The sequence below is a fragment of the Anaerotignum faecicola genome, from assembly GCF_003865035.1.
GTDB classification, from domain to species: Bacteria; Bacillota; Clostridia; order Lachnospirales; family Anaerotignaceae; genus Anaerotignum_A; species Anaerotignum_A faecicola.
Genome location: NZ_BHVZ01000001.1, coordinates 900,993 through 915,301, shown reverse-complemented (window position 1 = coordinate 915,301; position 14,309 = coordinate 900,993). Strand labels below are relative to the sequence as shown.

General features: G+C 45.5%; 16 protein-coding genes and 3 pseudogenes. 12 read left to right on the top strand and 7 right to left on the bottom strand.

Going from position 1 to position 14,309, the window contains the following annotated elements; genetic code table 11:
- The first annotated feature begins 93 nt into the window (after positions 1-93).
- The 11 genes and pseudogenes from tet(O) to EJE48_RS04420 form a co-directional block, all read left to right on the top strand.
- Positions 94-2,013: a tetracycline resistance ribosomal protection protein Tet(O) gene (gene tet(O) / locus EJE48_RS04480; protein ID WP_118257471.1), complete on the top strand. Its 1,920-nt coding sequence runs from the start codon at positions 94-96 to the stop codon at positions 2,011-2,013.
- A gap of 51 nt (positions 2,014-2,064) precedes the next feature.
- Positions 2,065-2,238: a cysteine-rich KTR domain-containing protein gene (locus tag EJE48_RS04475; protein ID WP_008724758.1), complete on the top strand. Its 174-nt coding sequence runs from the start codon at positions 2,065-2,067 to the stop codon at positions 2,236-2,238.
- Positions 2,239-2,728: 490 nt separating this feature from the next.
- The gene (locus EJE48_RS04460; RefSeq protein WP_002596252.1) at positions 2,729-3,238 is read left to right on the top strand and encodes a sigma-70 family RNA polymerase sigma factor; all 510 of its coding nucleotides are present in this window, start codon (positions 2,729-2,731) and stop codon (positions 3,236-3,238) included.
- 95 nt (positions 3,239-3,333) lie between these two features.
- On the top strand, positions 3,334-3,765 hold the full coding sequence (locus EJE48_RS04455) for an RNA polymerase sigma factor (RefSeq protein ID WP_002596253.1): 432 nt from the start codon (positions 3,334-3,336) through the stop codon (positions 3,763-3,765).
- A 76-nt stretch (positions 3,766-3,841) separates the two neighbouring features.
- Positions 3,842-4,316: pseudogene (locus tag EJE48_RS04450) on the top strand (RNA polymerase sigma factor).
- A 154-nt stretch (positions 4,317-4,470) separates the two neighbouring features.
- Positions 4,471-5,503, top strand: a pseudogene (locus EJE48_RS04445) (AAA family ATPase).
- A 521-nt stretch (positions 5,504-6,024) separates the two neighbouring features.
- Positions 6,025-6,990 (top strand): MobV family relaxase, encoded by a 966-nt coding sequence (gene mobV / locus EJE48_RS04440; protein WP_001820668.1) that lies wholly within the window; start codon positions 6,025-6,027, stop codon positions 6,988-6,990.
- Between the two features lie 8 nt (positions 6,991-6,998).
- A complete protein-coding gene (locus EJE48_RS04435) occupies positions 6,999-7,853 on the top strand; it encodes a ParB/RepB/Spo0J family partition protein (RefSeq protein ID WP_000743700.1) in 855 nt (284 codons plus the stop codon).
- 45 nt (positions 7,854-7,898) lie between these two features.
- Positions 7,899-8,129, top strand: coding sequence for a YdbC family protein (locus EJE48_RS04430; protein WP_001206986.1), 231 nt, complete (start codon positions 7,899-7,901; stop codon positions 8,127-8,129).
- A gap of 71 nt (positions 8,130-8,200) precedes the next feature.
- A complete protein-coding gene (locus EJE48_RS04425) occupies positions 8,201-8,392 on the top strand; it encodes a hypothetical protein (protein ID WP_001820669.1) in 192 nt (63 codons plus the stop codon).
- 54 nt (positions 8,393-8,446) lie between these two features.
- Positions 8,447-8,638, top strand: a pseudogene (locus EJE48_RS04420) (recombinase family protein); the annotation flags it as partial.
- A gap of 63 nt (positions 8,639-8,701) precedes the next feature.
- Here the strand turns inward: EJE48_RS04420 and EJE48_RS04415 are convergent.
- From EJE48_RS04415 to EJE48_RS04375, 7 genes are all read right to left on the bottom strand, one after another.
- Positions 8,702-10,378 (bottom strand): recombinase family protein, encoded by a 1,677-nt coding sequence (locus EJE48_RS04415; protein WP_002569190.1) that lies wholly within the window; start codon positions 10,376-10,378, stop codon positions 8,702-8,704.
- 100 nt (positions 10,379-10,478) lie between these two features.
- Positions 10,479-10,706, bottom strand: coding sequence for a transposon-encoded TnpW family protein (locus tag EJE48_RS04410; RefSeq protein ID WP_004613661.1), 228 nt, complete (start codon positions 10,704-10,706; stop codon positions 10,479-10,481).
- Positions 10,707-11,123: 417 nt separating this feature from the next.
- A complete protein-coding gene (locus EJE48_RS04395; protein ID WP_002569189.1) occupies positions 11,124-11,384 on the bottom strand; it encodes a helix-turn-helix domain-containing protein in 261 nt (86 codons plus the stop codon).
- The gene (locus EJE48_RS04390) at positions 11,365-11,805 is read right to left on the bottom strand and encodes an RNA polymerase sigma factor (protein ID WP_002569188.1); all 441 of its coding nucleotides are present in this window, start codon (positions 11,803-11,805) and stop codon (positions 11,365-11,367) included. Before EJE48_RS04390 ends, EJE48_RS04395 begins: the two co-directional genes overlap by 20 nt.
- A 101-nt stretch (positions 11,806-11,906) precedes the next feature.
- On the bottom strand, positions 11,907-12,092 hold the full coding sequence (locus tag EJE48_RS04385; RefSeq protein WP_009243795.1) for a hypothetical protein: 186 nt from the start codon (positions 12,090-12,092) through the stop codon (positions 11,907-11,909).
- Between the two features lie 250 nt (positions 12,093-12,342).
- Complete coding sequence (gene rlmN, locus EJE48_RS04380; protein WP_002569187.1) at positions 12,343-13,332, bottom strand: 23S rRNA (adenine(2503)-C(2))-methyltransferase RlmN; 990 nt, start codon at positions 13,330-13,332, stop codon at positions 12,343-12,345.
- Between the two features lie 23 nt (positions 13,333-13,355).
- Entirely contained in the window at positions 13,356-13,535 is a 180-nt protein-coding gene (locus EJE48_RS04375; protein WP_002588768.1) for a cysteine-rich KTR domain-containing protein, read from the bottom strand.
- A gap of 384 nt (positions 13,536-13,919) precedes the next feature.
- On the opposite strand from EJE48_RS04375, the gene EJE48_RS04370 reads away from it, so the two are divergent.
- Complete coding sequence (locus EJE48_RS04370; RefSeq protein WP_002569186.1) at positions 13,920-14,273, top strand: helix-turn-helix transcriptional regulator; 354 nt, start codon at positions 13,920-13,922, stop codon at positions 14,271-14,273.
- The last annotated feature ends 36 nt before the right edge of the window (positions 14,274-14,309 follow it).

Here is a 14,309-nt window from a genome sequence, read left to right as displayed (position 1 = left end):
TTGGGGCTATTGGAGTTATTTACCCAGTGATAGGAGTATTTATCACTGGGTATTTTTATGCCCTTTTTTGGGTGTTGATAGGAGGAAAATCACATGAAAATAATTAACTTAGGCATTCTGGCTCACGTTGACGCAGGAAAGACAACATTAACGGAAAGTTTATTGTATACCAGTGGTGCAATTGCAGAACTAGGGAGCGTAGATGAAGGCACAACAAGGACAGATACAATGAATTTGGAGCGTCAAAGGGGAATCACTATCCAGACAGCAGTGACATCTTTTCAGTGGGAGGATGTAAAAGTCAACATTATAGATACGCCAGGCCATATGGATTTTTTGGCGGAAGTATACCGTTCTTTATCCGTATTAGACGGAGCAGTATTATTAGTTTCTGCAAAGGATGGCATACAGGCACAGACCCGCATACTGTTTCATGCACTACAGACAATGAAGATTCCGACAATTTTTTTCATCAATAAAATTGACCAAGAGGGGATTGATTTGCCAATGGTATATCGGGAAATGAAAGCAAAGCTTTCTTCGGAAATTATAGTAAAGCAAAAGGTTGGGCAGCATCCCCATATAAATGTAACGGACAATGACGATATGGAACAGTGGGATGCGGTAATTATGGGAAACGATGAACTATTAGAGAAATATATGTCAGGGAAACCGTTTAAAATGTCAGAACTGGAACAGGAAGAAAACAGGAGATTCCAAAACGGAACGTTATTTCCCGTTTATCACGGAAGCGCTAAAAACAATCTGGGGATTCGGAAGCTTATAGAAGTGATTGCCAGTAAGTTTTATTCATCAACGCCTGAAGGTCAATCTGAACTATGCGGGCAGGTTTTTAAGATTGAATATTCAGAGAAAAGGCGGCGTTTTGTTTATGTGCGTATATATAGCGGAACATTGCATTTGAGGGATGTTATTAGAATATCTGAAAAAGAGAAAATAAAAATCACAGAGATGTGTGTTCCGATAAACGGGGAATTATGTTCATCCGATATAGCCTGCTCTGGTGATATTGTAATTTTACCAAATGATGTTTTGCAGCTAAACAGTATTTTGGGGAACGAAATGCTGTTGCCGCAGAGAACATTTATTGAAAATCCTCTCCCTATGCTCCAAACAACGATTGCGGCAAAGAAATCTGAACAGCGGGAAATATTGCTTGGGGCACTTACAGAAATTTCAGATGGCGACCCTCTTTTAAAATATTATGTGGATACTACAACGCATGAGATTATACTTTCTTTTTTGGGGAAAGTGCAGATGGAAGTCATTTGTGCCATCCTTGAGGAAAAATATCATGTGGAGGCAGAAATAAAAGAGCCTACTGTTATATATATGGAAAGACCGCTTAGAAAAGCAGAATATACCATCCACATAGAAGTCCCGCCAAATCCTTTCTGGGCTTCTGTCGGGTTGTCCATAGAGCCGCTCCCTATTGGAAGCGGAGTGCAGTATGAAAGCAGAGTTTCACTTGGATATTTAAACCAATCGTTCCAAAATGCGGTTATGGAGGGGGTTCTTTATGGCTGCGAGCAGGGGCTGTATGGATGGAAAGTGACAGACTGTAAAATCTGTTTTGAATATGGATTGTATTATAGTCCTGTAAGTACCCCCGCAGACTTTCGGCTGCTTTCCCCTATCGTATTGGAGCAGGCTTTAAAAAAAGCAGGGACAGAACTATTAGAGCCATATCTCCACTTTGAAATTTATGCACCGCAGGAATATCTCTCACGGGCGTATCATGATGCTCCAAGGTATTGTGCAGATATTGTAAGTACTCAGATAAAGAATGACGAGGTCATTCTGAAAGGAGAAATCCCTGCTAGATGTATTCAAGAATACAGGAACGATTTAACTTATTTCACAAATGGGCAGGGAGTCTGCTTGACAGAGTTAAAAGGATACCAGCCAGCTATTGGTAAATTTATTTGCCAACCCCGCCGCCCGAATAGCCGTATAGATAAGGTTCGGCATATGTTCCACAAGTTAGCTTAACAGCTTGCAAAAGTCATATAAAATGAGATTTGAAAGGATTAGAGACTAATTATGATGAAATGCGAATGGATATTGTGTCCTGTTTGTGGGAACAAAACCCGTAATAAAATTAGGAAGGACACTGTTTTGGAGAATTATCCCCTTTATTGTCCAAAATGCAGACAAGAAAGATTGATTAAAGTTGACAACTTGAAGATAACTGTCATCAAAGAGCCAGACGCTTAAGACGCAGAGCCGATGAAATTGTGGAACAATTCACGAATCATCGGCTCTTTTTGTTTCGTATTTGAAAGAACAAACTCACCAAATAAAAAAAACGATATTCGGGTGGGTTATTTTGTTATACCCTAAATTACCCTCTGAATTTGTTTTTAAATTTGGAGGGATTTTTTTATGTCCTTTTTTCGGGCAGTTATCTATCTGCTCATACGAAGCAAAATTTATCAATACATAGCATATCAGAGAACGGCAGGAAACCAGTTAAAAAAATTTCTGCCTATGCAACGGCACTTCCTGCCTTGAATGTAGAAGTACAATCTCCATACAACAGAATTAATATTTCCCATAACCGTAAAGGTCATAGAGCCTTTGCGGTTTTTCTTTTGTCGATTTTTGTTGGAAAGTGCCATAGGGCTATTAGTGGTGTTAGGTGTCGTTCGCCACCTCTCCATCTGGATTTTGAACATTTCAAAAATTCAGATGGGAGGTACTTACAGTGAAATACGCACCGAGAAAGGTATATATCAAGGAAAGCGGCAGATATGTGGAACTGTCCTATACGGATTTCTGCCGCCGCAGGGAATCCGACCAGACCTATATGGACAAGCTGTTTATCCCCATTCAAGGCTGTCTGCTTGAAGTCGTGAGGGAGCAATACACGGACTTCTACCGAGATAAGGAACGGTGGCGTTATCTGAAAAAATTAGATACGAAGAACAGCCTGCTTTCTCTGGATGGATTTACGGACAGCGAGGGGAAGCCTTTAGACTTTATCGCTGATGAAGCGGCAGACATTGCGGAAACCGTTGTCAATGCGGTTATGGTGGACAGGCTGAAAGCCGCCCTGCCTTTGCTGTCGGATAGTGAACAGGAATTGATACAGGCAATCTTTTTTGACGGACTTTCTGAGCGTGAAGTCGGGGCGAGGTTCGGCATAACCCAGAGCGTTGTGAACAAACGCAAAGCCAGAATCCTAAGAAAACTAAGAAAGATAATAGAAAATTAAAATTTAAGGCGTTCAGCCCCCTTGTTTTTTCCTTTGGGAAAATGAGGGGGTTTTTCTCTGCCCTCTCAATCAATTCTGATTGGAGGAAAAGAAGCATGGCATATAACCACGGACGGGAGGACAGGAAATGGCGTATCTGGAAAGAAGCGGAGGAAAAGCTGCTGCGTGAGTGCGGCGTTGATGAAGCGACCATTGAGCAGATACGCATTGCGGACAGGGCAGACTTCAATTCCAACAGGCGGTTTTACCGATGGACGAATGACATTGCGGAATACCTTGAGGACATGGCAGACAGGGAGCGGCAGACGGAAGTGGGTACGGTTGCGGAGTTACTGGACGAGATTGAGAGCGAAAATCTCTATCAAGTATTAGTCGCGGTGGACGGGCGTACCTTGAAAATCGTCCTGCTGAAAATGCAGGGGTATTCCACAAAGGAGATTGCCCCGCTCGTGCATTTGACGACTGGTGCCATCTATGCGAGGTTAGACCATCTGCGGAAGAAGCTACGAAAATTTTATAGCGTCTAAAACAGCCTGCCGTCCTGCGGGCTACTGGGTGAGGGATGGAAATCCCCTCACTTATTTTTTGCAGGAGGCAAGCGGGATGGCATACAGAGTTAAGGCGTACACGCTTCGGGAGGAATCCACGGAAAGCGGCACAAGGTATTTTATCAGCTTTAAGGACGGGCAGGGCAAATCCCACGAGTTGGAAGTGTCGGAACAGTTCTTTATGGAGTTTCGGCAGATGGAGCGCAGGAACAGGAATCTTTTCTAATGGGACGAGCGGCACAGGGAGTTTAACGAGGTATGGGACGAAACCCTTTACAGACGGGCGTTGCGTGTGCCTAAGAGCCTTGATGAACGCATGGTTGAGGAAGAACGGAATGAAACGCTCTATAAGGCGGTTGGGAGCCTTCCAGAGATACAAAGGCGGCGTTTCCTGCTCTACTACGAGTATGAGTTCAATTTTTACCAAATCGCCGCTATGGAGCATTGCACCGCTTCGGCAATACAGAAATCTGTTGCGATTGCAAAGGAGAAAGTAAAGGCGGAAATTGAAGAAATATCTCCAACCGTGACCGACACCGCCCGAAAAAGAAATCTGTTTTTTATTTGTGTGGGATTGGCGGCATTACATACTCTCACTTTTTTCCGTGGGAGTAAATCTATTTTTAAGGAGGTCAACGCCTATGTGCAACGAAAACAAAGACACCGCCCGAAAGGAGGAAAGCCATGCAGAAGTTACAGACAGTCAACGCCGAAACGCTCCTTTATGAACCGCTTGAGAAACCATCCTTTGTGGTGGACAGCCTTATCCCGACAGGCTTATCGCTGTTCTGCGGCTCACAGAAGATAGGCAAAAGCTGGCTCATGCTGAAGCTATGCTTATGCGTGTCGCAGGGAATCCCTTTATGGGATATGCCGACAATGGAGGGCGATGTGCTTTACCTCTGCCTTGAGGACACGTTCTGCCGCATACAGGACAGGTTATTTCGTTTGACGGACGAAGCAAGCGGGCGGCTCCACTTTGCCGTGGCAAGCTGCAAGCTGTCAGACGGTCTTATCGTGCAGCTTGAAGATTATCTGAAAGATTACCCAGACAGCAGGCTCATTGTCATTGATACCTTGCAGAAAGTCCGTACAGCTTCAAAAGACAATGCCTATGCAAGCGACTATGGGGACATCTCCCTCATCAAAGACTTTGCCGACAGGCACTCTCTGGCGGTCATTGTCGTACACCACATCCGAAAGCAGAATGACAGCGACGTGTTCAACAAGGTGTCTGGGACGACAGGATTAACGGGGAGTGCGGACGCTACCTTTGTTCTGGAAAAGGAGAAACGTGCGTCTGACACCGCCAAGCTGTATGTGACGGGCAGGGACACGCCTTATCAGGAATACACGCTGCGTTTCCGTGATTGCCGTTGGGAGCTTGTGGAGCGGAAAACGCAGGAGCAGCTTGCGAAAGAAACGATACCAGATGTCCTTTTTCGGTTGGTGGATTTTATGAGGGATAAGGAAGAATGGATAGGCACGGCAACGGAACTGTTAGCCGCTATGGGGGAAACGGAAACCATACCCACGGTGATTACGAAATGGCTGAATGAATACCGCACCACATTTTTAAGCGAGAACCGTATCTGCTACCAGTACAGCCGCAGGAAAGACGGCAGGCGGATTGCCCTTGCAAGGAGGGCGGGTGACAGCGGTGATGGTGGTGACAGCGATATTAGGATACCCCCCTGTTACTGTCATTGACGCTTAAAGCCATGTAAAGCTGGCGGCTCTGCCCTGCGGGTGACAGCAGTGACGGTGGTGACAGTGATTTTAGGATACCCTGCCGCTGTCATCCCTACGGGAGAACACCCCGTAAACGCAAAATGCAGGCGTGAGATTTACTCGCCCTTTTCGGTCGTGTAAAACCACCCCTGCGGTCAGAAAAATCATTCCGATTTTTCCGACTGCGTTTACAGGGTGTAACACACTACACTTTGCCCTGCAAAGTCGTGTGCCAGACGTTCCCTCTGGACTCCCTTAAGGCAGGGCTGTGCCCTGCTATCCTACGCCTTACGGCTTCGGATAAAAGAATGGCGGCATGACGGTGACGGCTCTTGCGAGGGGGGGGGGTATCCCAAAAACACCGTCATCATCGACATGACCGTCATGCAGGGGGTGAGGGTGACAGTTGCGGCAGTCGGCAGGGGGTATCCCAAAACTGCTGTCACCACCGTCACCGCTGTCACCCCAAAGGACGGTCACCCGCCGAAAGAAAGGAGGAATCCGCCTATGCCTTATGCAATCCTGCGTTTCCAGAAACGAAAAGCGGGCGGCGTTGCGGCTTGTGAACGCCACAACGAGCGGAAGAAAGAAGCCTACAAAAGCAACCCAGATATAGATATGGAACGCTCTAAAAACAATTACCATCTCATAGCACCACCAAAGTACACCTACAAGAAAGAGATTAACCGCATGGTAGCCGAAGCGGGGTGCAGGACAAGGAAAGACAGCGTGATGATGGTGGAAACGCTCATCACAGCTTCACCAGAATTTATGAACCAGTTACCGCCCGAAGAACAAAAAGCGTATTTCCAGACGGCTCTTGACTTCATTTCGGAGCGTGTTGGAAAGCAGAATATCCTCTCCGCTGTCGTCCATATGGACGAGAGAACGCCCCATATGCACCTCTGCTTTGTGCCGATTACGCCAGACAATAAGCTGTCAGCGAAAGCTATCTTAGGCAACCAGAAATCATTATCCGAGTGGCAGACCGCCTACCATGAGCGGATGTCCTCACGGTGGAATCAGCTTGAACGGGGGCAGTCCTCAATGGAAACCAAGCGGAAACACGTCCCCACATGGCTCTATAAATTAGGCGGCAGGCTTGATAAACAGTATGAAGAAATCGTGTCTGCCCTATCCGACATCAACGCCTTTAACGCAGGGAAGAAAAGGGATAAAGCGTTAGATTTACTCTCTGCATGGCTGCCAGACGTGGAGAAATTCTCTAAGGAAATCGGGAAACAGCAGGCGTATATCGACAGTTTGAAAGAGAGAATTGGGCAGGAATCAGACTATGCGGGGCGTATGCGTGATGAAAAGTACGAGCAGGAACTAAAGGTGCAGAAAGCGAATCAGAAGATATTTGAATTGCAGAGAACCAACGAGCAGATGGGGCGGCTGCTGTCAAAAATACCGCCCGAAGTGTTGGAAGAATTGCAGAAAAATCATAGAAGCAGAGCGAAAGAAAGGTAGATATGTGAATGAAGAAACAGGATTTTAAGGTGTTAAAGACCAAAGACTTGTACCCGTTCCCCGACAATCCGTTTCATGTGGCAGAAGATGAAACACTGTCAGAGTTAGCGGAAAGCATCAAGGAATTTGGCATTGTCACGCCGATAATCACACGCCCGAAAGAGGACGGGGACGGTTATGAAGTGATTGCAGGACAGCGGCGTGTCCGTGCTTCTGAACTTGCAGGGATAAATACCGTGCCTGCGTTTGTCCTGCCCTTAGACCGTGACCGAGCCATCATCACCCTTGTAGACAGCAATTTGCAGCGTGAGAATATCCTGCCATCGGAGCGGGCGTTTGCTTACAAGATGAAATCCGAAGCCATGAAGCGGCAGGGTTTCCGCACAGACTTAACCTCGTCACAAGTTGTGACGAAGTTGCGGACGGACGACAAGGTGGCACAGGGCTTCGGCGTGGGCAGGATGACCGTGCAGCGTTTTATCCGCCTGACGGAACTGATACCGCCGATTTTGCAGATGGTGGACGAGGGGAAAATCGCCCTCACGCCTGCGGTGGAACTGTCCTTCTTGAAGAAAGACGAGCAGGAAAACCTCTTTGCCACGATGGAGAGCGAAGAAGCAACGCCCTCACTCTCACAGGCACAGCGGATGAAACAGTTAAGCCAGAGCGGGCGGCTTGACATGGATACGATATTTGCGATTATGACGGAGGAAAAGGGCAACCAGAAAGAAACCTTGAAAATCAACACAAGCAAGCTGAAAAAATACTTTCCGAAGAACACAACGCCGAAGCAGATGGAGGAAACCATCATCAAACTTTTGGAGCGTGAGTTGCAGAGGAAACGCAACCGTGACAGCCGCTAATCTTCTTTTTTCGGGAAGTAAATACAGAGAGTTGAGGTATGGAGAATGAGAGAAATCCAGTATGAAATCGTAAAGGAAATCGCAGTATTGTCTACGGGCGACAGTGGCTACACAAAGGAAATCAATCTCATTTCATGGAATGGGAAAGAGCCGAAGTATGACATCCGCAGCTTTTCCCCGAACCGTGAAAAGTGCGGCAAGGGAATCACGCTGAACGCTGATGAAGCGGCGGCACTCCTTAAAGCATTACAGAAAGAATTAAACAGCGAGGATTAATGGTATCTGATTGGCAGGGCGGGGACATTTCCAAACTCTTCCCTGCCCTGTCTGGAAAGGAAGATTTAAGTATGGGCGAGGATAAGAAAGCAGATAAAAAGAGAAAGCGTATCGTGCCAAAAGCACCAGTGCAGATGATAATCAGCCGTGAATATGTCGGCACACAGACCGTTACAGAAGCGTTTGTCCCGATTATCTCCGAGGATATTCGGAAGAAGATTGCCGAGGGCGACACCTTCGACAATGAGGGGCTGTCCGCTTAGAATGTACGCAATGGGACATGAAAACAGATAGGACAGATACGGAGGTTTTACAGTATGGCAGGAATCAAAGAAGAAAAGAAAATCTATTTAGTCGGCATTTATTGCCGCTTATCTAAAGACGATGGTACGGATAACGAGAGTGCGAGCATTGCGACACAGAAATCCATCCTCACGGATTATGTGAAAAAGCAGGGATGGCACATAGCAAAAACGTATGTGGACGATGGTTATTCTGGTACAAATTTTGTTGAGGTAAGATAACGATACCTTTTTTGCAGAGGGTGTTATCTTACCTCTTTTTGATGTATGTTAGATAGCATAACTCTTTACGTCGGCTCCTATCTGTCTGAAATAGGAGATACTTTCGGTAGGCTTGTCACCTGTATCAACTCTGCCGACAAAGCTATAAAAGATTTCGATTTTGCGGGTGTTCGTTTCCTTATCCAGTTCGTGAATAAGAATACGGTCAATAAATTCATGGACGTTTTCGTAGGTCAGTTCTTCAATCGCTGTGTATCTGCGTACCAGTGCGACAAACCTTTTTACGTCCGCGCTGCGCTCGGTGGCGTTGTCGATTTCCTGTGACAGCTCCGCAATCCTCCGGGTCAGCGTCTTTTTTTCTTCATCATAGCCGGAAGTCAGAAAAGCAAATTGTTCATCTGAAAGTTTCCCTAAAGCGTTGTCCTCGTAGAGCTTGCGGAATAAGATGTTCAGCTCGTTAATACGGTTCTGCGCCTTGTCAAGCTCTTTCCGCTGCTGTGTCAGCGTCTTTTGTACTGCCTTTGCGCTGCACTCGTTGGCTGTTTCGATAAACTCCTGTTCATGCTCTTTCACATAAGACGTTACTCGCTGCAAGTCTGCAAGGACAAGTTCTTTCAATACGCTTTTGCGGATATAATGCGTAGTGCAGAGCATATCATTTCTTGCCCGGTTGCGGTAGTTGCCGCAAGTGTAGGCGTGTTTCCGTTCAAGCGTCCCGGCTCCGCGTACTGCATACATTTTGTAGCCGCAGTCCCCGCAAAAGAGCAGCCCGGAAAACAGGTCAATTTCATCAACCTTTGTCGGGCGTTGCCGGGTGGCAATCCGCTTCTGTGCAAGTTCAAAGGTTTCTTCATCAATCAAAGGTTCGTGAGTGTTGGGGAAGAAATACCTTTTTTCCTCCGGGTTCTTTTTCGTCTTTTTCGACTTATAAGATACCTTGTAGGTTTTCCCGGTTATGGTATGCCCTAAATATTCTTTCCTTGTCAGAATGTCGTACAGCGTCTTATCCGGCCAGTTGTACCATGCGTTGAGCTGTGGGCGGGGGTGGCGTTTGCTCCCTGTCCTGCGGTAGCGCAGTTCCCCGACGGTCAGTATTTCATTGTCCCGCAGCCAGTTCTGGATTTCACACATACGGTCGCCCCGTACATACATTGCAAAAATCTGTTTTACGACGTGCGCCGTTTCCGGGTCGGGTATCAGATGATTGCGGTTATCCGGGTCGATAAGGTAGCCGTAAGGAGCTTCGCCGTTGACGCGCTCGCCTTTCTGCGCCTTTGCCTGTTTGACAGCCCGGATTTTCTTTGAGGTGTCGCGGGCGTAAAACTCGTTGAACCAGTTCCGCAGAGGGGTAAACTCGTTATCTTCCCTTGCTGTGTCTACACCGTCGTTAATGGCAATGTAGCGCACTTCATATTCGGGAAAGACAATCTCTATCAGCTCCCCGGTTTTCAGATAATTACGTCCCAGACGGGAAAGGTCTTTTGTTATGACGGTCGCCACGTTCCCGGCTTCAACCTCATGCAGCATGGCTTGAAGCCCCTCACGCTCAAAGCTCACGCCGGAAAATCCGTCGTCTACGAAAAAGCGCGTGTTGAAAAAGTGGTGTTCGTCAGCATACTTTTGTAAAATCAGTTTTTGGTTCTGTATGCTCTCGCTTTCCCCGGCTTGCATATCTTCCTGGCTCAATCTGCAATATAAAGCGGTAATCTTGTCTGTCTGTAACATTTTGTCCTCCTTTCCGACGACAGACAAGCATGGTATTTGTACTGTCTATATTATACCACATACCGCTGCCTGTGTCATGTATAAAATGTGAAGAAACGCCCTATTTCCGGGCGTTTGCGGGGTTCAGTTCCATGTCTTTGCGAATGAGTTTTTTTATCTTTTTATCCAGTGTGTCCGTTGCGCGTTCACTTGCGGACGAACATACAAGGTAAGTAACTTTTCCTATTTTATGCTCCGTTGTGGTAACGGGCGTTTGGTTTTGCGTCAAAGAAAATCCCCCTTTCTTTCGCAAACATATAATATAGTCTATGAATAGCAGCAAGTCCACTATTCAATAAAACAAAGGCTTTAATCGGACGGTTATTAGCATAACCTCATGGGAATTTCACCCCGGCATGGTTCTCATGCCGCCCTACCCATTGCCTGCGACGCTCTTAACGCTCGGACTGTGGCTGTAAGGAAGTATCATTGTATATTCTGCGTGTCGTCGCCCGCAAGCCGCTACACTTGCTTTCCGGCGCGGTGTTGGTCGCTCGGCTGTCCGGGCGGGGATAACCTCACCCGGATAGCGTCATGGCGCACCCGCCGTATGGCTCGGCGCAAAAGGAACGTATCCGATTTGCCCTATGCTGCGCCGCCGTTATCTTGCGCCGCTTTCTTTGTCAAGGTTCAGAATGGCTTTGCTGCCGCGTCAGCAGCGGAACGGAAAAGGGGGAGAGAGAAAGCGTCCCGCCGCCGCTGCGGTTTATTCCTCTGCCTTAAAGGTGAGGACAGCCATCATCAGTTTTGCTTGCAGCCGTTCCCGAATGTCGTGGTCTACGCCAAAATAGACGTTCCCGCGCTCGTCGTACAGCTTCCGCATGGAGAGGCGGGCTATGTAGCCGCTGAAATGCTGCAAGACAATCTTCATGGCGTCCGGGTCGCCCTTTGTCGCTGCCACAATGACAGGATAAGGAACAAGGGCATTTTCCGGGTAGCCGGGTTCGTTACCATTCGTCCCATTCATCAGCATTTTCCTCCAGATATTTTCTTAATTTCTCAAAAGAGCTTGTCCGCCTGTACTGTATCGTGCTTCTCGACGTGTTGAACAGCTCCGCAATCTCGGTATCGTTCATTCCCTCGAAGTAATACAGCAATATGGCTTTGCGCTTTTCTTCCGGCAAAGTACGGATTGCTTCAAGAAGCAGCTTTGGCGTGATTTTCTTCCCGGCTTTCTCAAAGACGGTTTCGGCGGCTTCACGTTTGAAATATTCATCAAACGTATGAAGCTGCCGCGCTTCGTCTAAGGTCATGTCGGAAAAGGTCACTTCCTTTGCCTTGTGTCTGCGAAGTTCTCTATGGGTGTCGCAAGCTTCATTGTGCAATACCGTATTACAAAACTTCTGAAAAGCACACTGTTTGTAAAACTCCCTGCTATTAGGTTCCACATTCTCACCTCCTTTCTCGTTGGAAAGTTGGTGGTGCTTCCCCCCTTTTCGCGGGGCAATACGGCGTTTTTCAAAAACGCCGAAGATTTTTTGAAATTTCTTCAAAAATTTTTTGAACGTACAAAATGCGCCCGTCCGAAAAGCCCGGACGGGCGCATAGGCATTGTAAGCAGTATCCAGATGATTAGACAGTTCATATATATAAGCGTAGTTTCCCCCGGTGGTGGGCGGGCTTTTTTTGATAAGTCAATAACTGTCGGATTTTGTCGATATGCTTTTTGCTTCATGGCGGCTACCTCCTTTAGCCGCCGATTTCAACAGTGATACCGCGTCATTTCATTAGAAGATAAAAAGAAACGGCGGCTTTGATTTTTCAAAGCTGCTGCGGAAATCAAAGAACGACAAGCAACAGTTCTGATTTTGCTCCAATATGGTTATTAGGGGCACAAATTAAAATCAAAAAAGAGCCGATAACAGCAGTATTTCAAACTGCATATTATCGGCTCTGCGTCTGTGCGTCTGGCTCTTTTAATTAAATTATTTCTGTTGTTTTTTGGCTTTATTATATGTATTAGCTAACTGTCCACAAGCTGCTTTAATCTCTCTACCATGAGAAACTCTCATGGTAACTTCAAGTCCTGTTTGCTCTAATTGATGTTTGAACGCAACCATTTCTTGTTTTTGTGGTGCTCTAATTTTTGAATTACTCGTCGGGTTGTATTGCAGCACGTTAATCATAACATTTTTGCCCTTAAACCATTTTGCAAGTTGCCTTATATCTGAGGAACGGTCATTTATACCTGGTAAAAGCAAATACGCAAATACCACTTTTCGATTATGCCTTTGAGAATAGGACAATGCTTGCTTAACAACATCTTCAATAGCGTACATGTGCATATGAGGAATGATACAGTTTCTCGCAGCCTGTGTTGCTGCATGTAAAGATATTGTCAACTGAATTTTTAGATGTTCTTCGCGCAATTTTTTTAATTGATTAACTGGACCAACTGTTGATACGGTAATGCCGTCGGTTGGAAAGTTAAGTCCATTTCTATCTCGAAGAATATGGATTGCTGCAATCAAGTTGTCGTAATTGAATAAAGGTTCTCCCATTCCCATAAAAACGATACGATTTACTTTTTGACGTATCAATACAACCTGCTGCACAATTTCAGACGGTGTTAGATTACGAACAAAACCATTGCGTCCGGACTCACAAAAAATACAGCCAACAGAACAACCAACTTGCGTACTTACGCAAACAGTCCCACCATCTCGCCGTTTAATAAAAACCGTTTCAATATACCTGTTATCTTTCAATTCATAAACATACTTTTCAGTATCGCTACTTTTATAGACTTTTTTTGTTGATATTGATAGATTTTCTTTGTGAAATGGCTGTTTATACAATTCCGTATATAAGGCTCTTGCTTTATCCTCTCCAATTACTTCCGACATTTCTTTGTAAGTAAATCCGTATGGGTCATTCAATATTTCCGTAGGTGTACTTTTAGGTAAGTGTTTCATTTAAATATCCTTCCTTTTCAAAATTAAAAAGTTTGTTTTTCAGAGTTTTTGATTATGATTTCTAGTTTTTCAACATCAACGATATGCGTTAATTTACATTTAGGGCAGAAAAGAGGAAAATTTCTTAATACCGTATTATAAAATACTTGAACCCTCGTCTTTCCGTTACAAATTGGACATTTTATCCAATATTTTTCAAGCATAATATTTCTCCTTTTGCGCAAAAAAATGCAGGTCAATTCTCAACATGAGCATTGACCTGCATTTATACATATAATACTACAACAAAATTAAGGCATAGTTTTTATACTATGTCTATACGTCGTTAGTTTTGTTGTATAGCATACGCAAAATAAGCATGACAAAAAAGCCCATATTGAAAATGGGAAAAATCTTTTTTGATTTCAATGCTTATCGAATACGCATGCTATGTAACATAAACATTCCCCCCCTTTTATATAATATTATATACAAAAGCAGCTTGTTGTCAACATATATATATATGAATTATTTTGGCTAACTGATAGAACTACGTAGACATATCCAAGAAGAAAGGGGAACAGTAAAATGTAATAGGGTGAATAACTATGGCAAAAAGACCAGTACCACGATACGACTTTAAGGCTTTTGGGGCAGCGATAAAGGCAGCGCGTGAGGGATGCAAGGAGAGCCGCAAGAAAGTAGGCGACGAAATGTTTATCTCGCCGCGCTACCTTGCGAACATTGAGAACAAGGGGCAGCACCCAAGTTTACAGATATTCTTTGAGCTGATACAGCGTTACCATATATCCGTAGACCAATTCCTTTTAGAAACGCCGCCGGAGAAGAACACGCAGCGGCGGCAGCTTGACGCGCTTCTTGACGGTATGAGCGATACAGGCATACGGATTGTAACCGCAACGGCAAAGGAGATTTCCGAAGTCGAAAAAGAGGGCGAATAGGAATGTCCGACTTAAAACTGAACAGGATTTAGAAAG